The organism is Pseudoxanthomonas sp. UTMC 1351 (genome assembly GCF_040948865.1).
Classification (GTDB): domain Bacteria; phylum Pseudomonadota; class Gammaproteobacteria; order Xanthomonadales; family Xanthomonadaceae; genus Pseudoxanthomonas_A.
On sequence record NZ_JAVGJT010000011.1, the window covers coordinates 30,498 to 53,538 of the forward strand.

Annotated in this window: 21 protein-coding genes and 1 pseudogene; 9 read left to right on the forward strand and 13 right to left on the reverse strand. The window is 59.3% G+C overall.

Going from position 1 to position 23,041, the window contains the following annotated elements; translation table 11 throughout:
• Positions 1–1,113, reverse strand: coding sequence for a tyrosine-type recombinase/integrase (locus AB6O04_RS08955; RefSeq protein ID WP_368563511.1), 1,113 nt, complete (start codon positions 1,111–1,113; stop codon positions 1–3).
• 560 nt (positions 1,114–1,673) lie between these two features.
• Here AB6O04_RS08955 and AB6O04_RS08960 point away from each other — a divergent pair.
• The 4 genes from AB6O04_RS08960 to AB6O04_RS08975 are packed head-to-tail and all read left to right on the forward strand — an operon-like array spanning position 1,674 to position 8,307.
• Positions 1,674–3,131, forward strand: a complete 1,458-nt coding sequence (locus AB6O04_RS08960) for a Wadjet anti-phage system protein JetA family protein (RefSeq protein WP_368563512.1) — start codon at positions 1,674–1,676, stop codon at positions 3,129–3,131.
• Positions 3,128–3,727: a DUF4194 domain-containing protein gene (locus tag AB6O04_RS08965; RefSeq protein WP_368563513.1), complete on the forward strand. Its 600-nt coding sequence runs from the start codon at positions 3,128–3,130 to the stop codon at positions 3,725–3,727. Before AB6O04_RS08960 ends, AB6O04_RS08965 begins: the two co-directional genes overlap by 4 nt.
• Entirely contained in the window at positions 3,714–7,133 is a 3,420-nt protein-coding gene (locus AB6O04_RS08970) for an SbcC/MukB-like Walker B domain-containing protein (protein ID WP_368563514.1), read from the forward strand. Before AB6O04_RS08965 ends, AB6O04_RS08970 begins: the two co-directional genes overlap by 14 nt.
• A complete protein-coding gene (locus AB6O04_RS08975) occupies positions 7,120–8,307 on the forward strand; it encodes a Wadjet anti-phage system protein JetD domain-containing protein (RefSeq protein ID WP_368563515.1) in 1,188 nt (395 codons plus the stop codon). The genes AB6O04_RS08970 and AB6O04_RS08975 overlap by 14 nt, the downstream gene beginning before the upstream one ends.
• 116 nt (positions 8,308–8,423) lie before the next feature.
• Here the strand turns inward: AB6O04_RS08975 and AB6O04_RS08980 are convergent, their stop codons facing one another.
• Together AB6O04_RS08980 and AB6O04_RS08985 are read right to left on the reverse strand one after the other, a co-directional pair.
• The gene (locus tag AB6O04_RS08980; protein WP_368563516.1) at positions 8,424–8,783 is read right to left on the reverse strand and encodes a type II toxin-antitoxin system HigA family antitoxin; all 360 of its coding nucleotides are present in this window, start codon (positions 8,781–8,783) and stop codon (positions 8,424–8,426) included.
• Complete coding sequence (locus AB6O04_RS08985) at positions 8,780–9,082, reverse strand: type II toxin-antitoxin system HigB family toxin (RefSeq protein ID WP_368563517.1); 303 nt, start codon at positions 9,080–9,082, stop codon at positions 8,780–8,782. Before AB6O04_RS08985 ends, AB6O04_RS08980 begins: the two co-directional genes overlap by 4 nt.
• Before the next feature lie 204 nt (positions 9,083–9,286).
• On the opposite strand from AB6O04_RS08985, the pseudogene AB6O04_RS08990 reads away from it, so the two are divergent.
• From AB6O04_RS08990 to AB6O04_RS09000, 3 genes and pseudogenes are all read left to right on the forward strand, one after another.
• Positions 9,287–11,529, forward strand: a pseudogene (locus AB6O04_RS08990) (TonB-dependent siderophore receptor).
• Positions 11,530–11,540: 11 nt separating this feature from the next.
• Positions 11,541–12,671 (forward strand): PepSY-associated TM helix domain-containing protein, encoded by a 1,131-nt coding sequence (locus tag AB6O04_RS08995; protein WP_368563518.1) that lies wholly within the window; start codon positions 11,541–11,543, stop codon positions 12,669–12,671.
• A complete protein-coding gene (locus AB6O04_RS09000) occupies positions 12,668–12,790 on the forward strand; it encodes a hypothetical protein (RefSeq protein ID WP_368563519.1) in 123 nt (40 codons plus the stop codon). The genes AB6O04_RS08995 and AB6O04_RS09000 overlap by 4 nt, the downstream gene beginning before the upstream one ends.
• A gap of 327 nt (positions 12,791–13,117) precedes the next feature.
• On the opposite strand, the gene AB6O04_RS09005 is transcribed toward AB6O04_RS09000, so the two are convergent.
• The 3 genes from AB6O04_RS09005 to AB6O04_RS09015 are packed head-to-tail and all read right to left on the reverse strand — an operon-like array spanning position 13,118 to position 16,083.
• Positions 13,118–13,291 carry a hypothetical protein gene (locus AB6O04_RS09005; protein WP_368563520.1) on the reverse strand — a complete coding sequence of 58 codons (174 nt, stop codon included), beginning with the start codon at positions 13,289–13,291 and terminating at the stop codon, positions 13,118–13,120.
• A 56-nt stretch (positions 13,292–13,347) separates the two neighbouring features.
• Positions 13,348–15,891 (reverse strand): DNA ligase D, encoded by a 2,544-nt coding sequence (gene ligD, locus AB6O04_RS09010; protein ID WP_368563521.1) that lies wholly within the window; start codon positions 15,889–15,891, stop codon positions 13,348–13,350.
• A 9-nt stretch (positions 15,892–15,900) separates the two neighbouring features.
• Positions 15,901–16,083 carry a hypothetical protein gene (locus AB6O04_RS09015; RefSeq protein ID WP_337341656.1) on the reverse strand — a complete coding sequence of 61 codons (183 nt, stop codon included), beginning with the start codon at positions 16,081–16,083 and terminating at the stop codon, positions 15,901–15,903.
• A 518-nt stretch (positions 16,084–16,601) separates the two neighbouring features.
• Here AB6O04_RS09015 and AB6O04_RS09020 point away from each other — a divergent pair.
• Positions 16,602–16,838 (forward strand): hypothetical protein, encoded by a 237-nt coding sequence (locus tag AB6O04_RS09020; protein ID WP_368563522.1) that lies wholly within the window; start codon positions 16,602–16,604, stop codon positions 16,836–16,838.
• Between the two features lie 8 nt (positions 16,839–16,846).
• On the opposite strand, the gene AB6O04_RS09025 is transcribed toward AB6O04_RS09020, so the two are convergent.
• The 6 genes from AB6O04_RS09025 to AB6O04_RS09050 all read right to left on the reverse strand — a co-directional run bounded on the left by AB6O04_RS09025 (position 16,847) and on the right by AB6O04_RS09050 (position 21,625).
• Complete coding sequence (locus tag AB6O04_RS09025) at positions 16,847–17,290, reverse strand: DUF4124 domain-containing protein (RefSeq protein WP_368563523.1); 444 nt, start codon at positions 17,288–17,290, stop codon at positions 16,847–16,849.
• Positions 17,291–17,359: 69 nt separating this feature from the next.
• Positions 17,360–18,724, reverse strand: a complete 1,365-nt coding sequence (locus tag AB6O04_RS09030) for a transporter (protein ID WP_368563524.1) — start codon at positions 18,722–18,724, stop codon at positions 17,360–17,362.
• A gap of 38 nt (positions 18,725–18,762) precedes the next feature.
• Complete coding sequence (locus tag AB6O04_RS09035; protein ID WP_368563525.1) at positions 18,763–19,272, reverse strand: hypothetical protein; 510 nt, start codon at positions 19,270–19,272, stop codon at positions 18,763–18,765.
• 3 nt (positions 19,273–19,275) lie between these two features.
• Positions 19,276–19,968 (reverse strand): C39 family peptidase, encoded by a 693-nt coding sequence (locus AB6O04_RS09040; protein WP_368563526.1) that lies wholly within the window; start codon positions 19,966–19,968, stop codon positions 19,276–19,278.
• Between the two features lie 13 nt (positions 19,969–19,981).
• Positions 19,982–20,443, reverse strand: a complete 462-nt coding sequence (locus AB6O04_RS09045; protein WP_368563527.1) for a hypothetical protein — start codon at positions 20,441–20,443, stop codon at positions 19,982–19,984.
• A gap of 135 nt (positions 20,444–20,578) precedes the next feature.
• Positions 20,579–21,625: a hypothetical protein gene (locus AB6O04_RS09050; RefSeq protein WP_368563528.1), complete on the reverse strand. Its 1,047-nt coding sequence runs from the start codon at positions 21,623–21,625 to the stop codon at positions 20,579–20,581.
• Positions 21,626–22,066: 441 nt separating this feature from the next.
• On the opposite strand from AB6O04_RS09050, the gene AB6O04_RS09055 reads away from it, so the two are divergent.
• Entirely contained in the window at positions 22,067–22,441 is a 375-nt protein-coding gene (locus AB6O04_RS09055) for a ubiquitin-like domain-containing protein (RefSeq protein WP_368563529.1), read from the forward strand.
• 246 nt (positions 22,442–22,687) lie between these two features.
• Here the strand turns inward: AB6O04_RS09055 and AB6O04_RS09060 are convergent, their stop codons facing one another.
• Entirely contained in the window at positions 22,688–23,026 is a 339-nt protein-coding gene (locus tag AB6O04_RS09060; RefSeq protein ID WP_368563530.1) for a DUF190 domain-containing protein, read from the reverse strand.
• Positions 23,027–23,041: the final 15 nt, after the last annotated feature.

Below are 23,041 nucleotides of genomic sequence, written 5' to 3' on the forward strand. Positions count from 1 at the left end.
TCAGGAAGGAATTGCTCTCAGAACCTCTATTCGATCGTCAAATGCGTTGTTCCACACCGACGACAAACGGTCTTCAAACACCGCTCGCGCATAGCGAACGGGCATTTGGGATTCCCTCGACCAGCCGAAGAAGGCCCGAAGTTTCTGCAGGGCTTCATCCATCGAGTCCCCTTCGTGAAGCAGCTGATTCAGTCGCACTACGGCACACGTATGACGAAGGTTATGGGGCGTGACCGACTGTTTTCCGCTGCGGCCCTTCAAATCTTTGAGGATAGGCGGAGGTAGGCAAGCGGATATTTTCACGAACATCTTAGTCAGGGACTCGGTCGACAGCGGGCTGTTTTGCTGTGTATTGAGCAGGAACGCGTGATCTGGCTTTCCTCGATAGTTTTCCACGTAGGTTTGGATCAGCCCAGCGGTCGTTTCGCTCACGGGCAGTTGACGGATAGAAGTTGCCGACTTGATGCTGGGCCGGGAATACCGCGGATCATCGTCGTCATCGGAATACGGGCTCTCTTGCACGTTCATCCAGCAGCGAGACCTCTGCTGCCTTTCATCAAAGCCGTCCTTGATCACGTCCGCGGTAAGCAACAGGAGCTCGCCGCGTCGAAGCCCCTGATGGAGCATCGACAGGAAGGAAATAAAGGCGAGCCATCGCGTGTGCTGTCGTGCAAAGGGATTGGTAGCCGATGTCGGATCCAGCATTTCGTAGAGCGCCTTGATCACGCTCGCTGGCAATGAACGGACCTGGCTCGGTTGACGGCTCCTGCGGACGTGGAGCTGCCCGTACAAGTGGGATAGCCGATGCAGGCGAGCTTCAATCTGTCGGAGACGGTCGGTTGGCAACGTTGACTTAGACAACCAGGTGACCACCGACTCGACAAATGCTAAGCCAGCGCGCCAACGTGATTCGTCTGCCGGACCAACGGAAGATTGATTACGGATCGATATGAACCAGGACTCCAGGATGTCGGCGAGCACAACATCGTTCAGGTTGCCCAAGGCGTCATCTAGCGCGTGGATGCCGAACTGACGGTCCGCGTGACTGTACAAACTCTCGATATACCGAAGCTTCTTTACCTGGCTAGATGCGGCGAGGTCATGGTTGGACATTAACGCCCAGACGCTAGCCCAGTAGCGAGGCAGCCTGTGAACATCGTCAACAAGCAAGGGGCCACGCAGTGAGGCTGGAACCTGGGGATCCGTAAGCACATTGAGCAAAGGCTGTTTCCCGTTGAGGAAGCAACACTATATGTACCATTGAACATAGGCTCTGTGCGGACAAATGGCTCCAATCCAGGGCTTCCACGCAACACCGGGAAAAGTACTAGATTTTCGCATAATGCATATTATGTAAATAAATGGATCCATCCTAGGCGGTCCCCCGACCTGTGGCGCGCCGGGTTGCCCATCCGCACCGCCGCCTCGATGATAGAACCCTGCTCTCCGTTCGCCGACGGCAGCCGTTTCGGGCGCGCGGTACGAACATTGCATGCGGTGTGTTGACTCAAACCATATCAGCGCTCTGCGTTCCAGCCTGTGCACAAACGGGCGGCCAAGCGTAGTGGGCGATATGGATCGGTTGCCCACGGTTCGGGGAACACTATCGCGATTCGTCTCGTTCGGTGAGACTAGATTTTTTAGAATGAGCTAATTGGAAGCTAAGGATTGCAATGCGTCCATCCAATCTGAATAAAGAAAATGACATCCCGCCGCTGTTTGAGCGGTTGCCACTTGAGTTGTTCCGGCCGCTTGCCGCCAGCAACAGCCGCCGTTACTGGACGCTGCTCTGCCGTCTGATCGACGAAATGTGGGGCGATGGTGGTCGCTCGCCGGGTGAGGAAACCCCCAAGTCAGTCGTCGTGCGCAAGATTGAAACCCTGCTGGCCGTCGACGACCCCTGGACAGAAGAACTGGATACGCCAATCGTCAACCGGGCGCACGAGATCGTCCGCATCTTGACTGACTCCGGCTGGTTCAGTCTGCGTCGCCGCGGGGTGGCCGAAATGATCACCGTGCGGCCGGTCATCGCCCAGTTCTACACCGTGCTGTGCGAGTTCGCCTGTCACGAGCCAGAGTTTCTCGGCAGTAAGGTCCGCTCGATCTATCTCAACTTGCGCGCCGTGGCCAATGGCGAAGCCACCGGCGACCAGTACGCTGAGGCCGCCAAGCAGGCCAAGCAATGCATGGCCCACATAGCCAACACGGGTTGCCGCGTCCAGGACCTGATGGACGAGTTGATGAAACGCACCTCGGCGCGCGAATTCGTCCGCGGCTTCTTCGAAGAATATGTCGAGAAGGTTTTCATCGCCGACTATAGCGAACTGCGCACCAAGGACCATCCACTGCAGCATCGCTCGCAGATTTTGGCCATGACGCTGCAATTCCAACACGACGATGTACAGCGTGAAGCACTGATCGCCTGGTACCAGGAAAAGAAGGCCAGCGGCGACCGCATTCGTGCCGAATTCCTCTACGAACGTGACACCCGACTGCTGATGCGTTTGAAAGACGTGGACGAACAATTACAGCGATTGGACGAGGAAATCCGCGACGCCAATCAGCGCGCTATCTCCTTTATCGAATACAAGATGCGCGCCCCCAAGCAACTGGACAAGCTGCTCGCTCGTGCCTTGCGAGCTGCCGATCGGCTGCAGGAAGGCCATGTGGCACTACCTGCCGCTGCTGGCTTTCGGCACGCTGGCCAGGAATTGCTGGCGAAGCCACGCTCGGTGGCCAAGGCAGCCGTGGCTACCGAGGTGGAAAAACGCCCACCGACCTTGCAGGAATTGGCCATGGAGCAGTTGCGCAAACGTATGGCCGACAACCGCATCGTCGACAAGGTGAAATTGGCCAATTACCTGGTGCGCCACCTGAGTGGTCGCAAGACCATCACTTCCGACGAATTGACCATCGACTCGATCAACGACCTGTGCTGCTACCAACGCCTGTTGTTGATCGCTGCGCACGGCGCTTGTCCACCGTCGCAGCGCCGCTCCGATCCCCAACTGCAGATGCTCAAGGGCGTGCGTATCGACTTCTTGCCCGACGGCACCACCTGTAACCCCTACCTCGAACATCCGCGGTTCCATATACAACGAGAGCACATCCAACGAGAGCAAGTCCGATGAGCCATTGGGAGCGACTGGCCGCCCAAAGCCAGACCTATGCCGAAAACGATTATCAGAAGGCCGGCTACCGATTGATCATGGAGCAGGTGCTCTACGCCAGCGATCCGCGCAGCCGCACCGCGTACGAATTGGTCATCAGGCACCGCAAGGACTACGACACCTTGCTGGCTCAGCTCGGCATGACCATCACGCATAATCCGCACATGGGCTACGTGGTAGCCACGCCCAGCCAATACGTTGCCGAAAAGATGCGCCTGACCGAAACCCGTTTGGCGCTGGTGCTGCGACGTTTGTACGACGACAAAATGCACGCCACCGAGATCATCGCTGGCGAGGCCTTCGTCGACATGATCGAACTGGAACGCGCCTATAAGGATCTGCTCAATCGCGAGTTGCCGCCCATTGCAATACTCAATGAGCAGTTGTTGGCGATGAAGCGCTACGGCATCGCTCGCCTGGAAGAAACACGCGACGAGCAGCGCCACCAAGTTGTGATTCGCCCGGGTATCGTCGATGTTCTGGGCGAAACCGCCCTACTACAACTGGCTGCGCATGCAAACACGCTGGAAGAGGAAGACGCTGATGAAGCAGCTTGAAGCCCTAGGGATGGTTCAGTACTTCCTGTACGAACGAGAAGATCTGCAACTCGGCGGCAATACGGCCTTTCTCGGCCCCAACGGTACCGGCAAGACCGCGCTGCTGGATGCTTTCCAGATAGTGCTTCTGGCCGCCGACAGCAATAAAACCCATTTCAATGCCTCCGGTGAAGGTAAGAAGCGCGCCCGCACCCTACGGGAATACTGTCTGGGTGTGTACGGCCAAAGCGATGCAGAACGCTGCCGCATCTCGGCCAACACCTACATCAACCTGGTTTTTCGCGACCCGGAAACCGACATCCCAGTCACTGCAGGCGTGTCGCTCTCGGCTCACGCCGAAGACCCGGATCACACGTTCAACAGCCTCTATATTCTGCCAGGTGTGGCGTTGGCAACTCAGGACCACGTGGATCCCGAGTCTACTAAAGAGACAATCCTGCCTTGGCGCAAATTCCAGCACGTGGCCAAAGATGCCTGCACGCTGGCAGGGACCTCCCCTGTCTTCACTCAAAACCGCGAGGAGTTCCTGCGCCAGCTATTCATCGGGCATCTAGCATCGCCTGGGGAGCGCCCCAATACCCGTGCCATCCGTTCGGCCTTCGCCCGGTCGCTCAAGCTCAACAAGGACGTGGACGACCTCAACGAGACTTTGCGGCAACACCTGATCGAGCAGCGCCTGACCAACGTGAAGGCGTTCCGCACGCGTCTGGAACAATTCCGCGAAGTCCGCGAGATGATTCGCCGCTTGGTCGATCGCATCGAACGCGCCGGTGCTGTGGTCGGCAAATATGCGCTGGTCAAGCGCGAACGCACCACCCACGCCAACCTGGATGCCCTGCGCGCGCTTTATGAAGTAGAGCGCGTTTCCGAAGACTTAGGCGAGCAACAGGACAAGGCGCAGGAACTGAACCAGCAGCTGGAAACCACCGAGCTGGAGCTTGGTCGCGCCATTACCGAAAAAGGCAAAGCGCAGGAAGCCCGCGATCGCGCGCTCCGGCTCCTGCACACCGACCCGGAATACCTGAAACAAGCCGGCGAGTCTGAGCGCCTCAAAGACAAGGAAGCCCAGCATGCCAACACACACACAGAGCTAAACAAGCTGCTGAAACTGGCGCTGGAAACAGCCGTCGTCGCCGGAAAGCTGCCGGCAATGGCCAATCACCAGGGCGCGTTCGAGAACACCATCAATCAGCTGCTCGATTTGCAACAACAGGCCGATGTGCTGCGCGTGCCGGAACCGGCGGCCCTCCAGGCCTCCATGCAATCGATGGCTCGTATCCGCGGCCTGGTCAACAAAGCCTTGTCCTCGGTCGAACGCGATGCAGAAAGGGCCAAGGACGATTTGCGTGATGCGCGTACTGCTTGGGAGCGCAGCCAGCGCGGCTTGACGCCGATACGCAAAGAGGTCGCAGCGCTGCAGCGTCTGCTTGCCGATGCCGGGATAGACGCTACCCCGATCTGCGACCTGGTGCGAATCAGCGATCCGCGGTGGCAACCCGCACTGGAGGCGTATTTGGGCGTCCACGTCGATGCCCTGCTGGTGCCTGAGGCACGGGAATTGGACGCCATTCGTCTCTACAAGGAACACAAGGAGGCGCGCAGCATTTTTCGGGTCAAGCTGGCCCTACCCTCGCGCGGAAAGCCTTGGATCGCCAAGGGCGGTGGTGCGTTTGCCGCGCAGTTGGTCGAAGGCGACGACAAAGCCGCCATCCGCTATCTCCAAGGGGAGCTAGGCCAGCTGTCCTTGGCCGATAGCGCTGAACAACTTAGGGCCGGCGCCAAGGCGATCTCCAGTGACGGCATGGTCAGTTCCGGTGGCGGCGTGGAGCGCATCCGCGTTTCCCAAGATGATCTACGGATTGGACGCGGCGACAACGAAACACAGAGGCGCATCGCCCAGACCGCGCTTGATGAAGCCCAAGCTACCCTGGGCCACGCCAATGCGCAGGTCAAACTCATCATCCCGGTAGAAAAGCGACTCGCCCTGTTTGCGGATGTCGATACTACCTATCCACGTCTGGAAAACCTGTTCATCACTTCAATCGCTGGCAGCCACGAGCTGCGGGATCTGCAAGACGCCCTGGTCGCCACTCAGTCAGACCGACTGACCGGGCTGAATGCGAATTTCGAAGCGGCCAGCAAGAAGCTGGCTGATGCCGATGCCACCGAAAACAGGCTGATTGGGCTCAAATCCAAGTTGGAAACCGAAATGGACAACGCAAAAGGTCGCATCGGCGGCCTTGTCCAACGACAAAGCCTGGCCGCGCTGGATGAAGCCAAGACCCGCCAGCACCCGCTGTACGACGCCAACGAGGTACAAAGACATCGTGAGCGCTACGACGAGCGCCACGGCGAGAACTGGGCCGAGCTGATGACCGCTCTGCGAATCGCAATTGACAATGCCGACAAGGCCGCGACCAATCACGACCGTGATGCGTGGGAGAAATTCAGCCTCTATCTTCGCGACTTCCAGCTGCAAAACATCGACATCGCCAGTGGCCACTGGGAGCGCGCTTACAAGTTCATTCTCGAAGACAAGCACCGTCTGGAAGACCTGGAGCTGGCCGACCAAGAGGCCAAGTCGCAGGAAGCCTACGAAGCAGCGGTTAAGGTGTTCCGCACTGATGTGGCGCAAACCCTATTAGAAGGCTTCGAGGCCATCGACGAACAGATCAACGGCCTGAACGATGTATTGAAGCACGCACCGGAATTCAGTAACGGCGAGCGCTATCGCTTCAAGTACATACCGGTGGAACAGCACCGCGCTCTGTATGAATTCCTTAAACGCGTGCGCGAGCATGGCGATGCCGAGGAAGATATTTTTGGCGGCGCGGGTAAGGTGCCGGAAGAATTCAAGGCATTGGTGGAAGGCGACGCCACTTCCGAACTGCTCCATGAAACCAGCCCGCTCAACGACCACCGGCGCTTCTTCAGCTACGACGTGGAGATTCTCGCCCAGAACAAGTCCATCGGCTTATTGAGTAAGCGTCTCGGGCCCGGCTCCGGCGGTGAACACCGCACACCGCTGTATGTGATCTTCGGCGCCGCACTGGCAGCGGCCTATGGCAAGACCCGCGGCAGCCAGGCGGGTGGCGGCATTATGTTGTTGGACGAAGCGTTCGAAAAAATGGATGCACAGAACGTCCGCGCCACCGCTGACTACCTCAATGCCCTCGGTCTACAACTGATCATGGCCGGCCCAGAGGCGGACCAAGCAAAAATGTCCTCGTTCCTGCACATCTATTACGACATGGCCCGCTATGGCTCTCGCACTGTGCAGCTAACCCAAAACATCGTCCTGGATGAAGCCCGCGAATTGCTTCAGAGCGACAACTATCTGCTGCATCCGGAACTGCTGGAACAAACCATGATGAAAATTGCGGAAACCGAGCGTGTCGCTAGCTGACTTAGTTCTGGCCGATCTACTGAAGCGGACTGAGCGCGCCTTGGTCCGCGGTTCCGATCGGGCCATCCAGGCAGCCTTCACCAACACAAATTCGCCGTATTGGCAGCAAAACTACGAACAGCGCCAGCGTTGCCATGCACGCCTCACCGCGGCTGAACGTGCCGGCGCCGTGCAGCTCCGCTGGGCTAAACAGGGTGGCGAAGACCGCCCTCTGGAGAAAGTCCGTCTGTTGAATGCGGACAAGCTCGCGGCCTTTCTCGGCACTGTCACCCATTCCGATGCGGTACGGGAAGCGCAAGCTGTCCTGAGTGGCTGGTTGCCCGAACATACTCGCGTGGCCGAACTACTGGAAGCCTGGACCAAGCTAAAATCACCGCGCGGATTTGCTATCGACAGCGCTCCCGATTTCGCGGACGCCCTGCGGGTACTGGATGCAATGAAGCAGGAACACGGCAACGACCAGATCGTTCGCGTCCTCAGCCGCGCTTTGTTTCAAGATACGAAGCGAATCGAAGCGCTCTCGCGCCACATTGACCTGCTCACTGCCGAGCATCTCGCCTCCCCTTCAAGACAGCAGGAGGAAGTGTTCAACGCTTTGGGATTGGTCAAGGAACCTCAGCCTTTCCTGGTGGCTGGCAGAGGCGGCCTTAGATTGTGCTCATCGCAGGACTGTCCAATAACGTGGCCCTTCGTCGGTGTTTCCAACCAGCACGTCATCGGATATTCGGGAGCGCCAGCGTGGGTACTGAGCATCGAAAATCTGACCACCTTCCATCAGGCCAGTCAGCACCTGGATGCAGGAACCGGCCTAATCCTCTACACCGGCGGCATGCCCTCTCCAAGCTGGTGCCGCGCTTATGTGGCTATCCTTGAGGCAATCTCCGAGCAGATCCCCGTATATCACTGGGGTGACATCGATCTAGGCGGATTCAGAATTGCGGCACACATCAAGAACAAGTGCATTCATCGACACGCGTTCCTCCCTTGGCTGATGGACGCCGAACAGCTGGATAGGAATTCATATTCCGAAGCAACAGAAGTCACTCGTGGCAATATGGCAAGGCATGCACGCGATGCAGGCTGGGAAATACTTTCCCAGCGCATGCTAGCGAGGACAATCGAGCAGGAAGCCATTGCTGTTCGCCTGCCAACGGCTACTCCGATAGCTGCCTGACCCCTTAATTCCCACACTGCTACGCAGTCCAACCACGCTGGAACAAGAAGCGCCCTATCCTCTTTCCATGCACGTAGACCGTACTGAAATTACCCCACTCGACCCGGAAAGTGTCCTCAAGCCCCAATCAGGCTTTCCGCGGGAATACCCAGGTTCCTGTGCAAGTTGCGGATCATCTCAATGGTGAGGCCGCGCTTGCGATTCAGAACTTCATAGACACGATTGGGCTGCCCGATGGAAGGCACCAGGTCCTTCACCGTCAGGCCGCCCTGCTCCATGCGAAAGCGAATAGCCTCGATAGGATCGGGCGCTGTGATGGGAAAGTGCTTGGCCTCGTAGGCCTCGACCAGCGTCGCAAGAATCTCGAAGCGATCGCCATCCTCCGTGCCTTGCTCAGGTTCGTTGTCGAAATATGCGGATAACTCGCGCAGCGCAACCCTGTAGTCGCGATCGGTGCGGATGGGGTGAATATTCATAGATTCTCCACTATGGCGGCATCGATCCGGTCGTACTCGGCATGGGTGCCGATGAATTTGATGTAGATGGCTTGGAACCGATAGGCGACTGCAACGATGAGCCGGTAATCGTTGCCTTTGATGTTGAACACCACGCGGTTGTGGCCGACGAAGCTGGCACTACCGTAGCGATTGCGAATGTCCTGGGGTGTGATCCATGCGGCATGTTTGGCTTCGTCGTACCACGCCTTGAGAGGCTGTTCCGCATCGGGGTGGCGTTCCCAAAAACTCTTCAAGGCGCTGACGGCAACTACCTTCATCGGGGGCATGTTAGTCCCAAAATGGGACTAAAGCAAAGCTGCCCGATGCAACGAGTTTTATATGTAGGTCACCGACCTGGAGCGGAGAGAACCTGCTCCGGAGAGCCGTTTACACGTATTTAGGCTCGAATACGAAGGACTAGTCAGAAGGGTGAACAATGTTAGACTAGCGCGCTTGATAATCATTCGCATTACGGAATCTGCATGTCCCCCTCCCCGTTTGTATGCTCCCTGCTGGCGGCCGCGCTGCTGCTCGCACTGGCTGATGTGCGCGCCCAAGCCGTGTCTGACGCCGCGGCTTCGCCCAATGATGATGTTGTCGCGCTCGACTCCGTCCAAGTGGTTGGGCGGGCACAGACGCTTTACAAGTCGGAGACGGCGGCTGTCGGTACTCGTACCGATACACCACTGGCGCTGGTGCCTCAATCGGTGCAGGTGCTTCCCCGCGAACTGATCGACGATCAGGCTGCACGTCAGGTCACTGATCTGTACCGCAGCATCAGCGGCATCAGTTTCTTCAGCTATGCCGGCGTCACGCTGCGCGGTTTCCGCCAGGAGAACGTGTTGTATGACGGACTGCGTGGCGATCCTTACGCCGGTTTCGCTGTGCCGCAGCTGTTCAATATCGAACAAGTCGAGGTGCTGAAGGGTCCTGCCGGTGCGTTGTATGGCGGTGGCGACGCGGGCGGCGTGATCAACTACGTCACCCGCAAGCCGCAAGCCAAGGCGCAACGCCGGGTGGAAATCCAGGTTGGCAATGAAGACTTCGTCGCCGGCTCTTTCGAAGCGACCGGTCCGGTCAACGAGGCGGGCAATGTGCGCTATCGGCTGGGCGTCTACGCCGATGGCGAGGAAGGCATACGTTGGAATGCCGACAGCCAGAGCCTGATAGTCGATGCCTCTGTCGCCTTCGACGTGGGTGACACCGGCGAACTGATTCTGCAGTACACCGATATCACCCAGAACCTGGGCGGCAATCGCCTCCGTGGCGTACCGGTCAATGACAACGGGTATTTCCTCACCAATCGCCGATGGAACCACAACGAGTCCACGGATTTCCTGCGCCTCCGTGGCGTACCGGTCAATGACAACGGGTATTTCCTCACCAATCGCCGATGGAACCACAACGAGTCCACGGATTTCCTGGACATGAAGGCCAAGGTGGTTTTGGTGCAGTACCGCTTTTCACCTTCGCAAGCGTGGGATGTGGACTTTGGTGTGCGCTGGTTCGAGAACAGCGAACACCAGATCTATCACGAGCCGATGGGATTGATCGATCGCGACCGCGACGGCACGGCGGAATGGATGACGCGGCAGCTGCGCAATCAGTATCGCGACAACGATGCGTTCACCGTCAATGGCAATGCCGTCTGGCGCTTCGTCACCGGAGCACTGGAACACAAGCTTCTGTTCGGCGCCGATTACTACCGGGTCGATTCCGACTTCCGTGCGCAGACCGCCAACAGTGCTGATCTGCCCAGAAATGCGGGTCTGGTCCCCGGGATCGATCTTTTCAATCCGGTTTATGGCGTGACCTCCTATCACGACTACGGTCTGGCCAACCTGCCCTGGCGCAACACCAGCACCCGCGGCACCCGCTATGGCGGCTACGTACAGGACGAAATCACGCTGACGCCGCGCTGGCATGTGCTGGCCGGCCTGCGCTGGGATGGTTTCGAGGATGAAGACCTGATCAGCGGCAGCAATATCGACGGCCATGACCTGAGCTGGCGCTTGGGCAGTACGTTCGTGTTGCGCGAAGGTCTGAATGCCTATGCGAGTGTCGCCAGCGGTTTTGTGCCGCAGGACACGGGCAACCAGAACATGGACGCGGGCGGTCCGTTCGACCCTGAACAGAGCAAGCAGTGGGAGATCGGCCTGAAGAGCTTGCTCGGCGATGGACGTATCACGCTCAACACGGCGCTTTACCGGATCGAGCGCAGCAATATCGTGCAGGCACCGGCGAAGTCGTCGACGGCATCAACCAGCTGGCCGCGCTTGGGCTGGTACGCAGCGAAGGCTTCGAAGTCGATGTGCTGGCCGACGTCACCGACCGCTGGGTGGTGAGTCTTGCCTATGCCTACAACGATGCAAGGGTGATCGACGCGGGCAGCAATGGCATCACCAACTCGTCCGGCGATCGGTTCGCCAACGCGCCACGCAACAAGTTGGGACTATGGACGCGCTACGACCTTCCGGGCATCGCATCAGCCGTAGGCTTCGGTGCCGACTACACCGATGAGCGCATCAGCTTGAACGGACAACGGGTCAAGCCTTACACGATCTTTGACCTGAGCTGGCAGACCCAATGGAAAGACTGGAAACTCCAGGCCAACATCAAGAATCTGTTCGATAAGGTCTACGCAGCCAGCGGTTTCATCGAGCGCAATGGCCACTTCCCCGGTGAGCCGCGGCGCGTGTATTTGCAGGCCGCCTATACGTTCTGACCAGAATACCCGTGCGCCAGCTTTCGCCAGCCGCCGATACCCCAGCCGTGCGCAAGAGCACAGGCCGTCGCCTGTGGTTCGACCTGCACAGCTGGGTCGGGCTGAAGCTTTGCCTGTTCATGGGCTTCATCTGCTTCACCGGGACGCTGGCGGTGTTTTCCCAGGAAATCGACTGGCTGCTGCATGCTGAAATGCGAGTGACGCCGGGCGAGACGCAGGCCAGTTGGGGCCAGTTGGTCGGTGCTGCGCAACAGGCACATCCGGAGTGGACGCTCGAAGGCGTGGCCGCGCCACACGCATCGCGTTTCGCGGCGATGGCGCAGATGCGCACGCCCGAGGGGCGCCGGCGTTTCGTCTGGATCGATCCCTATCGGGGCCAAGTCACCGGTGATACGCACTGGTTCAACGCGCACCGGCTATTACGCAACACGCACCGGCATTTGATGATTCCCACGAAGTACGGCGTGCCGTTGGTGGCGGCGTTGTCGATACCATTGTTGCTGTCCTTTATCAGCAGCTTCTTCATCTACAAGCGGTGGTGGCGTGGCTTCTTCAGCTGGCCGCGTGCTGATCGGCCGCGGCGAATGTGGGGCGATATCCATCGTCTGTTCGGCGTCTGGAGCCTGTGGTTCGTCGCACTGATTGCGGTCACGGGCGGTTGGTATCTGGTCGAATCGCTCGGCGGCAACGCCCGGCCGCCGGCAAAGATCGCGCTGCCTACGGAAGCAAAGACGCCCGCACCCGCCGATCCGCAGGCCATTGATCGAGCTGTTGCCACGCTGCAACAGCATTGGCCGGATCTGCGCGTGCGTGGCATGCAGCCGAGCCTGGACGGTCAGGGATTGCTGCTCCAAGGCCAGGCACAGGCCTGGTTGGTGCGTGACCGCGCCAACGCCGTTGGCGTCGATTTGCGCGATGGCCGTTTGCTGGATCGGCGGGACGGCCGGGATATGAATCTGCACCAGCGCATCGCCGAGATGGCCGACCCGTTGCACTTTGGAAGTTTCGGCGGTTGGCCGATACGGCTTATCTGGTTTTTGTTTGGGGCGGCGCTGACCACACTGTGCTTCACCGGCGTCTATCTTTACGGCCTGCGCGTCGCCGATGCATTACGGTCAGCACGCAAACGGAGGGCGGCATGAGCGATTCGAATGTCGGTCCTTGGAAACTCGCATGGCGCGGCATGGGCCGGTGGCGGTGGTTGTGGCTGGTGCTGCTGTTGATCTGGTTGGGTTTGCTGCCGTTGGAGCTAACCAAATAGGGTGGGCCCTGGCCCACCATTTCCACGTCTGAACTCAATGCGGCAATCATCGAGATAATCCCAGATCATTCGACTTCCAACCCTTCGCTGCGAACGCTGAGATGGTAATGGTGGGCCGGGGCCCACCCTACGCAACTAAGGAAAGAGCAGCCGAGCAAGCTCGGCTCTACGACAAGCATGGCTACCCTTGTGGGAGCGACGTGCGTCACGACCGGAAACGGCCACGTCGCGACTCACGTCGCTCCCACAAGGACACCATCCGTGTCTTGGTGAGTCGAGCTTGCTCGACTGCTTGACCAGCCACGAGTCGTTGATCACTCGTACCCATCATTCATCGTCTTCTTGATTGCCCGTCTTGGCTCCCGGCTCCGATTCCGGGTCGTTGCGTTCGTCGTTGTTGCGTTTGCCCGGTTGTTCGCCTGGTGCGCGAGGCGTGTTGGGGGCGCGGGTCTTTTCCAACGGGTCGCGTTCGCGGCTTTGGGGTTCTTTATCGATTTTCATAGCAACCTCATGCAGTTAAAGGATGCGCAGTCGCCAGGAACGGAATAACGGCTGCCCTACTCCGCCGAGGCCCATCGGGCCAGGTTTTGTTTCAGCCGTTCGATGCCTTCCCAAGGATCTTTGCGACGGCGGCGCAGCTTGGCGGGAACCTCTTTCATGGTGAAGGCGTCGGAACGCTTGAGCTTCGACAGGTCGGTCCAAGCTAGCGGCATTGCAACCGGCGCGCCGGCCCTCGCCCGCAGCGAATAGGACGCCACGCTGGTGGCACCGCGGCCATTGCGCAGGTAGTCGATGAATATCTTGTTGGGCCGAAGTTTCAGCGAGGCTACCGATAGGAAGCGATCCGGTTCCGATTGCGCCAGAGCATCGGCAAAGCTATGCGCAAAGTCCTTGACCAGGCCCCACTCGCAGCCGGGATTCAGCGGGACCACCACGTGCAGGCCCTTGCCTCCGGATGTGCGCAGGAACGAGACCAGTTCCAGCTGTTCCAGCAGCTTGCGTACGTGCGTGGCCGCCTTTTTTACCTCCGAAAAAGGCACGCCAGGTCCAGGGTCCAGATCGAACACCACGCGATCGGCCAGGTCGGGATTTTCGGCATGCGCACCCCATGGATGGAACTCCAGTGAGTTGAACTGGACCAGCTCCATCAATCCCGCCTCGTCATTCACTACCAAGTAGTTCGCGTTATTACCGGCTTCTTCTTTTAGTCGGACAAAGGACACCAACTCCAAACCGGCGGTGTGGTGCTTCTGAAAAAAACATGGCTTCTCGGCGCCGTTGGGGCAACGAATGATCGACAGCGGCCGCCCGGCGATTTCCGGCAATAAGTGATCCATCACCGCTCGATAATAGTCCGCCACATCCTGTTTGTTGGCGTGTATGTCCGGGAAGATGATCTTGGATGGGCTGGTCAGTTTTGGGGCCGCCCTCGCCTCGCTTTGTTTCTTTGCGCTGGCTTTGGCGGATGTTTTCTTGGCGCGCGGCGGGGCAGTCGATGAGCTGCCTCCGCGATCGGAGTCCATCAGGTCTGTGATTCTCTTGTCGGTGCGCACCGCTTTCAGCGAAGGCTGCCGCAATAGACCCTCGCGGCCGAAGCCGCGGGAAAAAACTTCCACGACGAAACGCGGCTCGAACCACTTGGCCGTGCGCAGGTCCGTATCGTTCGGCGGCACTTCCACGGTCGGTTCCTTGCGCCCTGCCTTGCCGATGCGTTCACTGATTTCCGCCAGTAGTTGATCGGAGAAGCCGCTGCCCACCTTGCCGGTATATTTCCAGCCGTGTTTCGGGTCCGGCTTGGCTAGCAACAACGAGCCAAATCCACTGCGCCTGCCCCTTGGCTCGGTATAGCCGACCACCGCGTATTCATCGCTCGCCAGTTGTTTTGTCTTGCGCCATTCGTCGCTGCGGCCAGCGTGATACGGGCGATCGGCCCGCTTGGAAATGATGCCTTCGAAGTCACGCTCCCCCGCCAGCGCGAATGCCGTTTGACCATCGGCCTCGATATGCGAACTGAACGCCAGATGCGGTGGTGGGTTATCCAGCACCTGTTGCAGAAGCCCCTTCCGGTCGCGCAGCGGTGCACCGGAAATATCCATGCCATTGATATGGAGCAGATCGAACAAGACCAGCGACAACGCACCCTGCTTCTCGCCGGACAGCGTGGCTTGAAGCAGGCCGAAGTCGCCTTTGGTGCCGCCGCCGGCAATCAGCTCGCCATCCAGCGCGGCCGATTCCAATCCCAGTTGTTCCACCGCCGCGCGCACCTCCGGGATTTTTTTCGACCATTCCAGCGCATTGCGCGACCACAGCCGCACGGCTCCGTCCTTGATGGTGACCAGTATCCGGTAGCCGTCCCATTTGAGTTCGTGCAGCCAGGCGTCGCCTTCCGGCGCCGCATCGCCCAGCTTGGCCAGCTGTGGTTCGAACGGTCCGTCGGGCGCCTTGGCCTTGCGCGCCTTGGGTAGTTTGGTGGCCAGCGCGGCCCAGTTCCGCTTGCGTCGTTTAGGGACTTTGACGGCAGCGAGGCGTTTCTTTTTTGCTTTGCCTGTGCCAGCGCGCTTGGCATCCTCTTTAGGCGGCGGCGCGACGTCGGCCAGCAAGTCGTCCGCTTCCAACGTGCCGGCATAGTCGTCCTTGTCCTTGAACAACAGCCATTGCGGCTGCCGCGCCGGTCGGCCGGAACGTACCAGGTGCCAACCGCCTTTCAGCTTCTCACCGAAAAGTTCGAACCGCAGGTGCCCTTTGGCGAGTTGTTCTTCCGGGTCGCCTTCGCTGGCCCACACGCCGTGGTCGAATTGCGCCACGTGCCCTCCCCCGTACTCGCCTTTTGGGATTTCGCCTTCGAAGCTCGCGTAGTCGACGGGGTGATCTTCCACTTCCACCGCCATGCGCTTCACGTCGGGATCGTAGCTGGGGCCCTTGGGCACAGCCCAGCTTTTCAAGGCGTCGCCCACTTGCAAGCGGAAGTCGTAATGGCGCCGGCTGGCATGATGCAGCTGCACCACGAAGATGGCGCGCTGCCCCTTGGGCAAAGGCTTGCCCGGTTCGGGTTCGCGAGTTTTGGTGAATTGCCGCTTGCGCCGGTATTCGGTAAGGGTCATTGCGTGCCCTTACTTGCGCTTCTGGTCTCCGCGATCGCCTTGTCCGGATTTCACGACGGTCTTCGCGGATTTCCTGACATCCTGGCTAAGCGATTTGCCCAGGTCGTCGCTCTCCTTGATGCGTCCTTTTTCATCCCGCCGGATGAGGCGCTTGTCTCCGTTCGGAGCAATCAATTCGCGTTTGGAAGCCATGGCGTGTCCTCCTTTTGTGAGTATGGTCGGAGGGTCTCTCAATCGGCATAAAGACGGCGCGAAAAGACGGCGTTGGGAATAAAAATAACATTTGCCATCTGCTGGGTAGGAGCGCCGTCCCGGCGCGCGCGATCAAAAGCGCGCCGCAGCGCGTCCGGACGGCGGACGCCCGGGCTTCAACTGCTCTTAGCTTTACAACGACCTGTCGAAGAGCTCGCGGCGGGACGCCGCTCCGCGCCCCGGCAGCCTCTCGGCGCGCGCGATCAAAAGCGCGCCGCAGCGCGTCCGGATGGTGGACGCCCGGGTCTCAAGTGCTCTTAGCTTTACAACGACCTGTCGGAAGAGCTCGCGGCGGGACGCCGCTCCTACATAGGCAAAGGCCGCTCCATAACCAAGTCGTATGCCTACACTCGGTCTACACTTATGGCGATCCATAATCTTTGTTTGGAAGAACCGGTTCAGACTGTTTTTCCGCGGCGTTCCATCGCTTTCCTTCCTGCCAGCCACAGGAGCATTCCATGCCTAGAATCGTCGACCGAACCACAGGTAGATACCTCGGCACGCTGACCGAGCAAGAGTCCAAGCAGCTGATGGCCTTGTTCGATGAGCCTACCCGTACCGACGAGCCCTTTCCGTTCGATCCGGACCTGATAGATGACCTGGCCGAATCGGGCGCATCCGCCCCATTGCTCGCGATGCTCCGACAGATATTGCAGGGCAAGGAAGACCTCGATATAGACGTGGAACCGGATTAGCAGTTCGTTCATCGACAAGCCTGATAAACCAGATCGTCCATCTTCCGGCTGGTTTCGAAGTCTCGCTTCAAGCCCAGCTTCTCGTAGGTTTTTCTGCGTCGCTCCTTGGCTTTTTCGCAGGCGACAGGATCGTTATGCAACGAGATCGTTGTACCGCCGCGATTGCGTGAGCGCGAGGATTTTCCACTCCCGCTTCGTGCGGTACGGGCGGCAGGTGGCTGGACCTTGGATTTAGTGCTGACTGGTCCCGCCACGCGATGCGGCGCTGGCGAAGGAGACGAAGCAACCGGCATGTCCCGGGTCCAGACGTGCTGCTGGTGGTCGCTGCAAGCCACCGACTGATAGCTGTTCCGCCCCTGCGAATCGGTGCATTTGTATAGCGATTGCGCCGCTACCGTAGCGCTCAGAAAAATACCGGCGCAGGCGCCGGCGATAACCATCATCCTGATCATTCAGCCTCCTTGAAAGCAGGAAGCCTATGCGGACGATGACAACTTCGCTATCGGAAAAATCCGATCAGATCAAAACGTGATAGGCACCCGCGCGGTGATCGTCATGTCCGGGGTATCGCGCGTGACGCCGACACCCAACGCCACATTCAACGATGTCTTTTCGCTAAAACGGTAGGTGCCGCCCAGCAGCAGCGTGCCCAGCGTCATGCGGACCGCGCCAGCCACTTCCTGTCCGTTCTGCTTGGTCTTGCCGACGATGCTCTGGTCGTAGCCCAGGCTGATGGCGGCTTTTTCGTTCAAGGCCAAACCCATGCCAAGGTTGAATCCGAAAATGTCGCCGGCCTGCACTTCACCTAGCAATTCCTCCTGCCCGCCGATCACCGTGCGCGATACATCCTTGCGTTTGAAGTTGTGCAGATAGCTGAAGCTTCCGAAGAACACCACAGGATCGGAGGGATACAGCCAGGTGACGCCGGGCTGGAGGGAAGCGAATCCGCTGCCGGTAGGCAGTTCCAACGGCAAGCCGGTGCCCGTGGTGTTGCCGACGCAGCGAGTCACGCAATCGGTGACCACATCGAACGGATCCTTGCCGGTGCGGCTCTTGTAGCGCAGCCAGCCGATATAGAACGGTTTGTCCGGTCCACCACGGTTGATCTGGTAACGCGCGGTCAGTTCCACATCGCCCAGACCACGGCCGCTGGCGTTGAACACATTGTCCTGCGCCGAACCGGTGAAGATTTCGCGGCTGACCGTATCGCTGTCGATATAGACGTAAGGCAACTTGGCTTCCATCTCGAAACGATTGTTCAGCCCATAGCGCCCGGTAAGCGTCGCGATGGCCGTGGTCGTCTTGACCTGCCGTACGTCGATCAGGCCGATCAGGATGGCGGGGATAACGGTATAGCCGACCAGCGCGACGCGGTCGTTCGCCGAATAGCCGTATTGCAACGAAGGTTCCAGCACCAGCTTGCCGGGCGGCGTGAGTACACCGGGTTGGTCGAAAATTTGCGCTACCTCAGGAGGACGCGAATCCGATTCCGGCGCTTGGCCCACGGGTCGCTGCGGTTGTTGTGCCGGTGCTTGAGGTGCTTGCTGGGCGTAGGCCGCGGTTCCTTGCGCCAACGACGGAACTGTTGATGGAACAGGTGCGCCGCGCGCGCGCGCGCTGGCCAGTATTTCTTCGTTCAATGCATCCTGCAATCGCGCCACATCCTGTTCCTGCTGACTTAGCGACTGGCGCATTTCATCCAGCTTTCGGTTCTGCAGATTGATCTGCCTTTGCAGGATGTCCAAACGTGCTTCTGACGAGTATGTTCCTGGCGATGCGCCAGAGCCATCCTCTTGCGCCCAGGCCTGTCCGCTGATGGAAAGGCCAATCCCGAGGGCCATCATCCATGGCGCCGGCTGCGAAATGACGGATGACTTCCTTTTCATGGTGTTCCTCAGTTGATGGGGGTCTACGTTGTGGCGGCTCACGGAGTGCCCGGTGCGCGGACCAGCGCATCGGTTAGTGCGGCGTTGCTGTTGAGGCTCTGGAAAACGTCCAGCATTCCGGCACCCAGATCGATATAGGTGGCGGTGCTGATGTGCTGGTTGTCCAGCGTGTTCTGGATCACGACGCCGCCGGGAATATGGGAGGGGTCGAAGTGGTTGCCCTCGCCCACTTGGACCAGGATGCCTTGGTTGAAATCGGCGATCGCTTGCGCTTGTGTCGGGTCGATGCGCGCGATATCGGGGATCCGCACCGATACGCTGGCGACGAGTTGGCCGTTGACGTGGACGACGCGTTCGATGCCGAACGAAAGCACCGTTCCCGAAGGCATCAGCAAGCCGCCGCGCATGCCCGCCAATCGCACGGGATCGATAGGCTGCCATTCTTTCCCGAGTGGTGCACCCTGCCCGTCTGCCGCGTGCACCGCAGCCGGCAGGCCGATGCAGAAGCACGTCAGCAGCAGGAATGCCGATGTCCGGATCGTATCCATGACTCAAATGTCTCCTGGTCCGCGCCTGGGCGTAACCGCGTTGCGCAAGCCTTCGCGCTGGATACCCAGATCGAGCGGCGCCGGAGGTGCAGTCCGCCAGTCATGGGGCTGATTGAAACGGGCATCCTCGCGGCGGTTGTGCACCACGAACAACACGCGGTTGTCCCATAGCGCCTCGAATCGCGAGCGCGGCATCGCCCGCGTGCCACGTGCTGGGTCGCCCAGCAACACGCGTCCATTACGCATGCCCTTCACCACCACGAAATGCCGGTAACCGCGGTCGTTCAACAGCACGATCGCAGGGACGCCTTCCTCTTCCAGCTTGTCCAGTGGCAACTCGAAGCCATCCGCTTCGAACCCTTTCGATTGCAAATAGCGCCGCATGTCCAGCAGCGAAAAACCTTCCCTGCGGATCTTCGCTTGGTCACCGTTCTCATACATCCGCACGAACACATCCGCCTCGCTGACCGGATGGCCGTATTGGAAGGTGAGCAATGTCGCCGCCGCCGCCGAGCCGCAGCTGAAGTCGTATTGCTGCGGAATGGTGGTCTTGAAGCGCGCTTCCTTCAGGCTGGTCACACGCAGACTGTAGGCACCACTGTGCGGAAGGCGCACATCGGTATTGGCTGCCCAGCCCATGCCCGTGCAGGCCAGTGCGCATACCGCCAACATCCATGTGCTGCAGCGAGATTTCATGCGCGGCGCTCCCTCATGGATTGCTCCCGCCGAAATCCACCTTCACGATCATCGCGTTCTGGATCAGCACATTGGAGCCGCTGTTCTGGATCACCGTACTGAGGCCATTGGCATTGGCGAACGCACCATCGCTGATGGTGTTCGCACCCGCAATCACGCCATTGGCGGAATTGCCGTCAACGCTGCCGTCGACGTCGATATTGTTTTCGGCGACGTCGTATCCCCCGCGCAGACCGGACAGCGTGCCGGGATCCACCGGTTGACCGAACTCGTTGGTGATGACGAAAGGGATTTCCAGCGGATGCGAAGCGTCCGAAAAGTTGCTTGGGTGGGTCGAAGCAAGTGGTAGCGCGGTTTCAATCGCGCTGGGCGGCGCGCTGATCTGGCCATGTTCCCCCGCCACCGCGGTGGTGGAATTAGTAATCAGAACCATCGCCGCCAACAACGGCGATAAAGAAAAAAGAAACGGTTGCATGTCGGTCTCCTTTGCCATGCGTTCGCGGTTACTGCGCGCTTTTGACGTTCCGCCGCGAACGGCGGAACGCTTTCATGTACACGCAGTGGATGCGCCGGCGGCGCATCAGGCGCGCCGGCGCCATCCGAGGGGCGCTTACGGGCCTACGGTCAAGTTGGCCTGCACGGTGATGCCCTGTTGAATCAGCGAAGCGAATCCGCTGTTCTGGGCCGCCACCATGATGCCTGCCGCCGATTGGCCGACGCTGGTCATGTTGTTGGACATGTTGAATGTTCCAGCGCTGTTGGCCACCGATCCGCCCGAACCACCTGCGCCCCCTGCAGCGCCCATGCCCGAACCTCCCGTGCCATCGCCTCCCGTTCCCGCCGTGCCATCGCCGCCAGCTCCACCTGTGGCTGCGACTGAACCGCTGTCGCCCGCTGTGGCAGTGCTGTCGCCACTGGTCGCGGTGGTAGCGTCATTGGCGCCGCCTGCAGCCGTGCCGGTGCCAGTGCCGTCACCCGTCGTGCCACCTGCACCACCATCGCCACCCGCACCGCCGCTGCCGTTGGCGCTGCCCCGACCGCGTTCGCGAACGAATCCGCCATCGCCGCCGTTGCCACCGTCGGCACCGTCGCCACCCCAGCCACCGCCATAGCCATCGCCGCCGCCTGCGAGCGCAATCGCGCCGGCATCGCCGCTATCGCTGCCGGCGTCACCGCCGCGACCGCTGCCGGCGAGCGCAGTTCCACCGTCGCCGCCGATGCCGCCATTAGCACCACCTCCGTCGCCATCGCCGCCATATCCATCACCGCCGCGACCGCCACTGGCACCATTGGCATTGCCCCAGTTCTGGGCGACGTTGCCGATGTTGCCGACGCTGACGCCGGAGACGCTTCCTTCAAGGCGAGTCACGGCCACGGCCGTGCTGACATTGAAGGCGTTGGAGAAAGTGGCAGTGGACGTACCGCCGTTGTTGGCGGCGGCGGTGCCGAATCCATCGGCATAGGCTTCACCGCTGTTATCGCGGTTGTCGCCATCGTGAGTGCTGTTGTCGCTGTTATTGCTGTCGTCGTCGACGGCTACCTGGACATTGCTTCCAGGTCCGTTTTCCGTATTGCTTGCTTGTGCAAACGCCTGTCCTGCTAATCCGAGTCCAAATAACACCGCCGAAGCGATGAGAGTCTTCTTACCGATGCACATGATGTTCTCCTTGAAAGTGCCACTCAGCGGACCAGGGGCGGCCGCCATAAAGTGACGGACGTCACGCTTGCATAGATTTCGTTAAACGCTGGGCGCTGATTTGTTAGATTTTTGGAAAGTTGTTCGCCGCTCGTCTGTATGACGAAATTGCTTCTGCGACAGTGGCTTAGGGCCAAGATGATTCAACGCGATTTAAGTGTTGGGCCGGACACGGGAACGGTCGAGCGGCTCAACGAGAACCGAGGATTCGACTCCGTTACAGCCAAACACGCGTTAATACTGGTGGCCAGCTCAGGCGTCCTGGGATGGATTATTTTTTCTGGAAATCAGAACTGCTTCCAGATAATCCGCAAATCGGAAAGCGGATATCACCAGGGAATAACCAGTAGCGAACTAGCCTGCGCAGGCGGTACCCCTATGACAAGGACAAGGAGATTAGTCATGATCAGTTCGCATAAAACCCCGCTTCGTTTTCTGGCCGCGAGCTTGCTCGTGAGTGGGTTGTCGTTTGCTTCGATAGTCAGCGCGGCAAAAATCAACATCACTATCCAGACCGATCAAGGCACCGAGGATGCAATAGAGAAAGCGTTTGGAGCCGAGGTTGAGATAGAGCGCAAGGAGATATTTCCCGTAGAGCTCGAGGTCGACGAGGACACGGTCACCGTCGGATACATCAAAGAGCGAATGGAAGAAAAGACGGCTGTCCCTCCTGAGTTCCAGACTCTGGAATTTAAGAATACAAAGTTGGAAGGTGACGAAAAGAAGCTAAAGGACTACGGAATTAAAGACCAAGACAAACTGGACTGGAAGCGGTAGCCCAATCGTGGTTGTAGGAGCGGCGTCTCGCCGCGAGCTCTTGCCGTCAGATCGCGCAGAAGCAAAAGCTCGCGCCGAGACGGCGCTCCTACCAAACCATGAGTCTTCGTCCCTGCAGAAGCGGCGGTTAGCTTTTGTAGGAGCGGCGTCCCGCCGCGAGCTCTTCTCATCAGATCGCGATAGAAGCGAAGAGCTCGCGCCGAGACGGCGCTCCTACGGAGTACGTTGCGTCGATACTGCTTCTCGCTACCGAGACGATCCGCTGTACTTAATCACCCTGACCTTCTCCAGCGTCACCAATCCATCGCCGACCATCGTTTCCAGGATCGGCAAAAAGGCTTCGATCTTCTCTTCGGCATCGACGATCTCGATCACCATCGGCAGATCCTCCGACAGGCGCAGGATCTTGGCGGTATGCAGCCGGCTGGATTGGCCGAAGCCCATTGGGCCGCGCAATACGGTGGCGCCGGCCAATTGTGTTTCGCGCGCTTTGAGCACGATCGCTTCGTACAAGGGATGGTTTTCATAGCGATCGCTTTCGCCGATATGGATGCGAAGCAGCACCGCTTGTTCCGGCAGCGTCATGGCACACCTCCTCTT

Coding starts and splice junctions, on each gene's coding strand:
- AB6O04_RS08955 (WP_368563511.1), bottom strand. CDS start 1,113: ATGTCCAACCATGACCTCGCCGCATCTAGCCAGGTAAAGAAGCTTCGG.
- AB6O04_RS08960 (WP_368563512.1), top strand. CDS start 1,674: ATGCGTCCATCCAATCTGAATAAAGAAAATGACATCCCGCCGCTGTTT.
- AB6O04_RS08965 (WP_368563513.1), top strand. CDS start 3,128: ATGAGCCATTGGGAGCGACTGGCCGCCCAAAGCCAGACCTATGCCGAA.
- AB6O04_RS08970 (WP_368563514.1), top strand. CDS start 3,714: ATGAAGCAGCTTGAAGCCCTAGGGATGGTTCAGTACTTCCTGTACGAA.
- AB6O04_RS08980 (WP_368563516.1), bottom strand. CDS start 8,783: ATGAATATTCACCCCATCCGCACCGATCGCGACTACAGGGTTGCGCTG.
- AB6O04_RS08985 (WP_368563517.1), bottom strand. CDS start 9,082: ATGAAGGTAGTTGCCGTCAGCGCCTTGAAGAGTTTTTGGGAACGCCAC.
- AB6O04_RS09000 (WP_368563519.1), top strand. CDS start 12,668: ATGAGCGATTCGAATGTCGGTCCTTGGAAACTCGCATGGCGCGGCATG.
- AB6O04_RS09005 (WP_368563520.1), bottom strand. CDS start 13,291: ATGAAAATCGATAAAGAACCCCAAAGCCGCGAACGCGACCCGTTGGAA.
- ligD (WP_368563521.1), bottom strand. CDS start 15,891: ATGACCCTTACCGAATACCGGCGCAAGCGGCAATTCACCAAAACTCGC.
- AB6O04_RS09015 (WP_337341656.1), bottom strand. CDS start 16,083: ATGGCTTCCAAACGCGAATTGATTGCTCCGAACGGAGACAAGCGCCTC.
- AB6O04_RS09020 (WP_368563522.1), top strand. CDS start 16,602: ATGCCTAGAATCGTCGACCGAACCACAGGTAGATACCTCGGCACGCTG.
- AB6O04_RS09025 (WP_368563523.1), bottom strand. CDS start 17,290: ATGATCAGGATGATGGTTATCGCCGGCGCCTGCGCCGGTATTTTTCTG.
- AB6O04_RS09030 (WP_368563524.1), bottom strand. CDS start 18,724: ATGAAAAGGAAGTCATCCGTCATTTCGCAGCCGGCGCCATGGATGATG.
- AB6O04_RS09035 (WP_368563525.1), bottom strand. CDS start 19,272: ATGGATACGATCCGGACATCGGCATTCCTGCTGCTGACGTGCTTCTGC.
- AB6O04_RS09040 (WP_368563526.1), bottom strand. CDS start 19,968: ATGAAATCTCGCTGCAGCACATGGATGTTGGCGGTATGCGCACTGGCC.
- AB6O04_RS09045 (WP_368563527.1), bottom strand. CDS start 20,443: ATGCAACCGTTTCTTTTTTCTTTATCGCCGTTGTTGGCGGCGATGGTT.
- AB6O04_RS09050 (WP_368563528.1), bottom strand. CDS start 21,625: ATGTGCATCGGTAAGAAGACTCTCATCGCTTCGGCGGTGTTATTTGGA.
- AB6O04_RS09055 (WP_368563529.1), top strand. CDS start 22,067: ATGATCAGTTCGCATAAAACCCCGCTTCGTTTTCTGGCCGCGAGCTTG.
- AB6O04_RS09060 (WP_368563530.1), bottom strand. CDS start 23,026: ATGACGCTGCCGGAACAAGCGGTGCTGCTTCGCATCCATATCGGCGAA.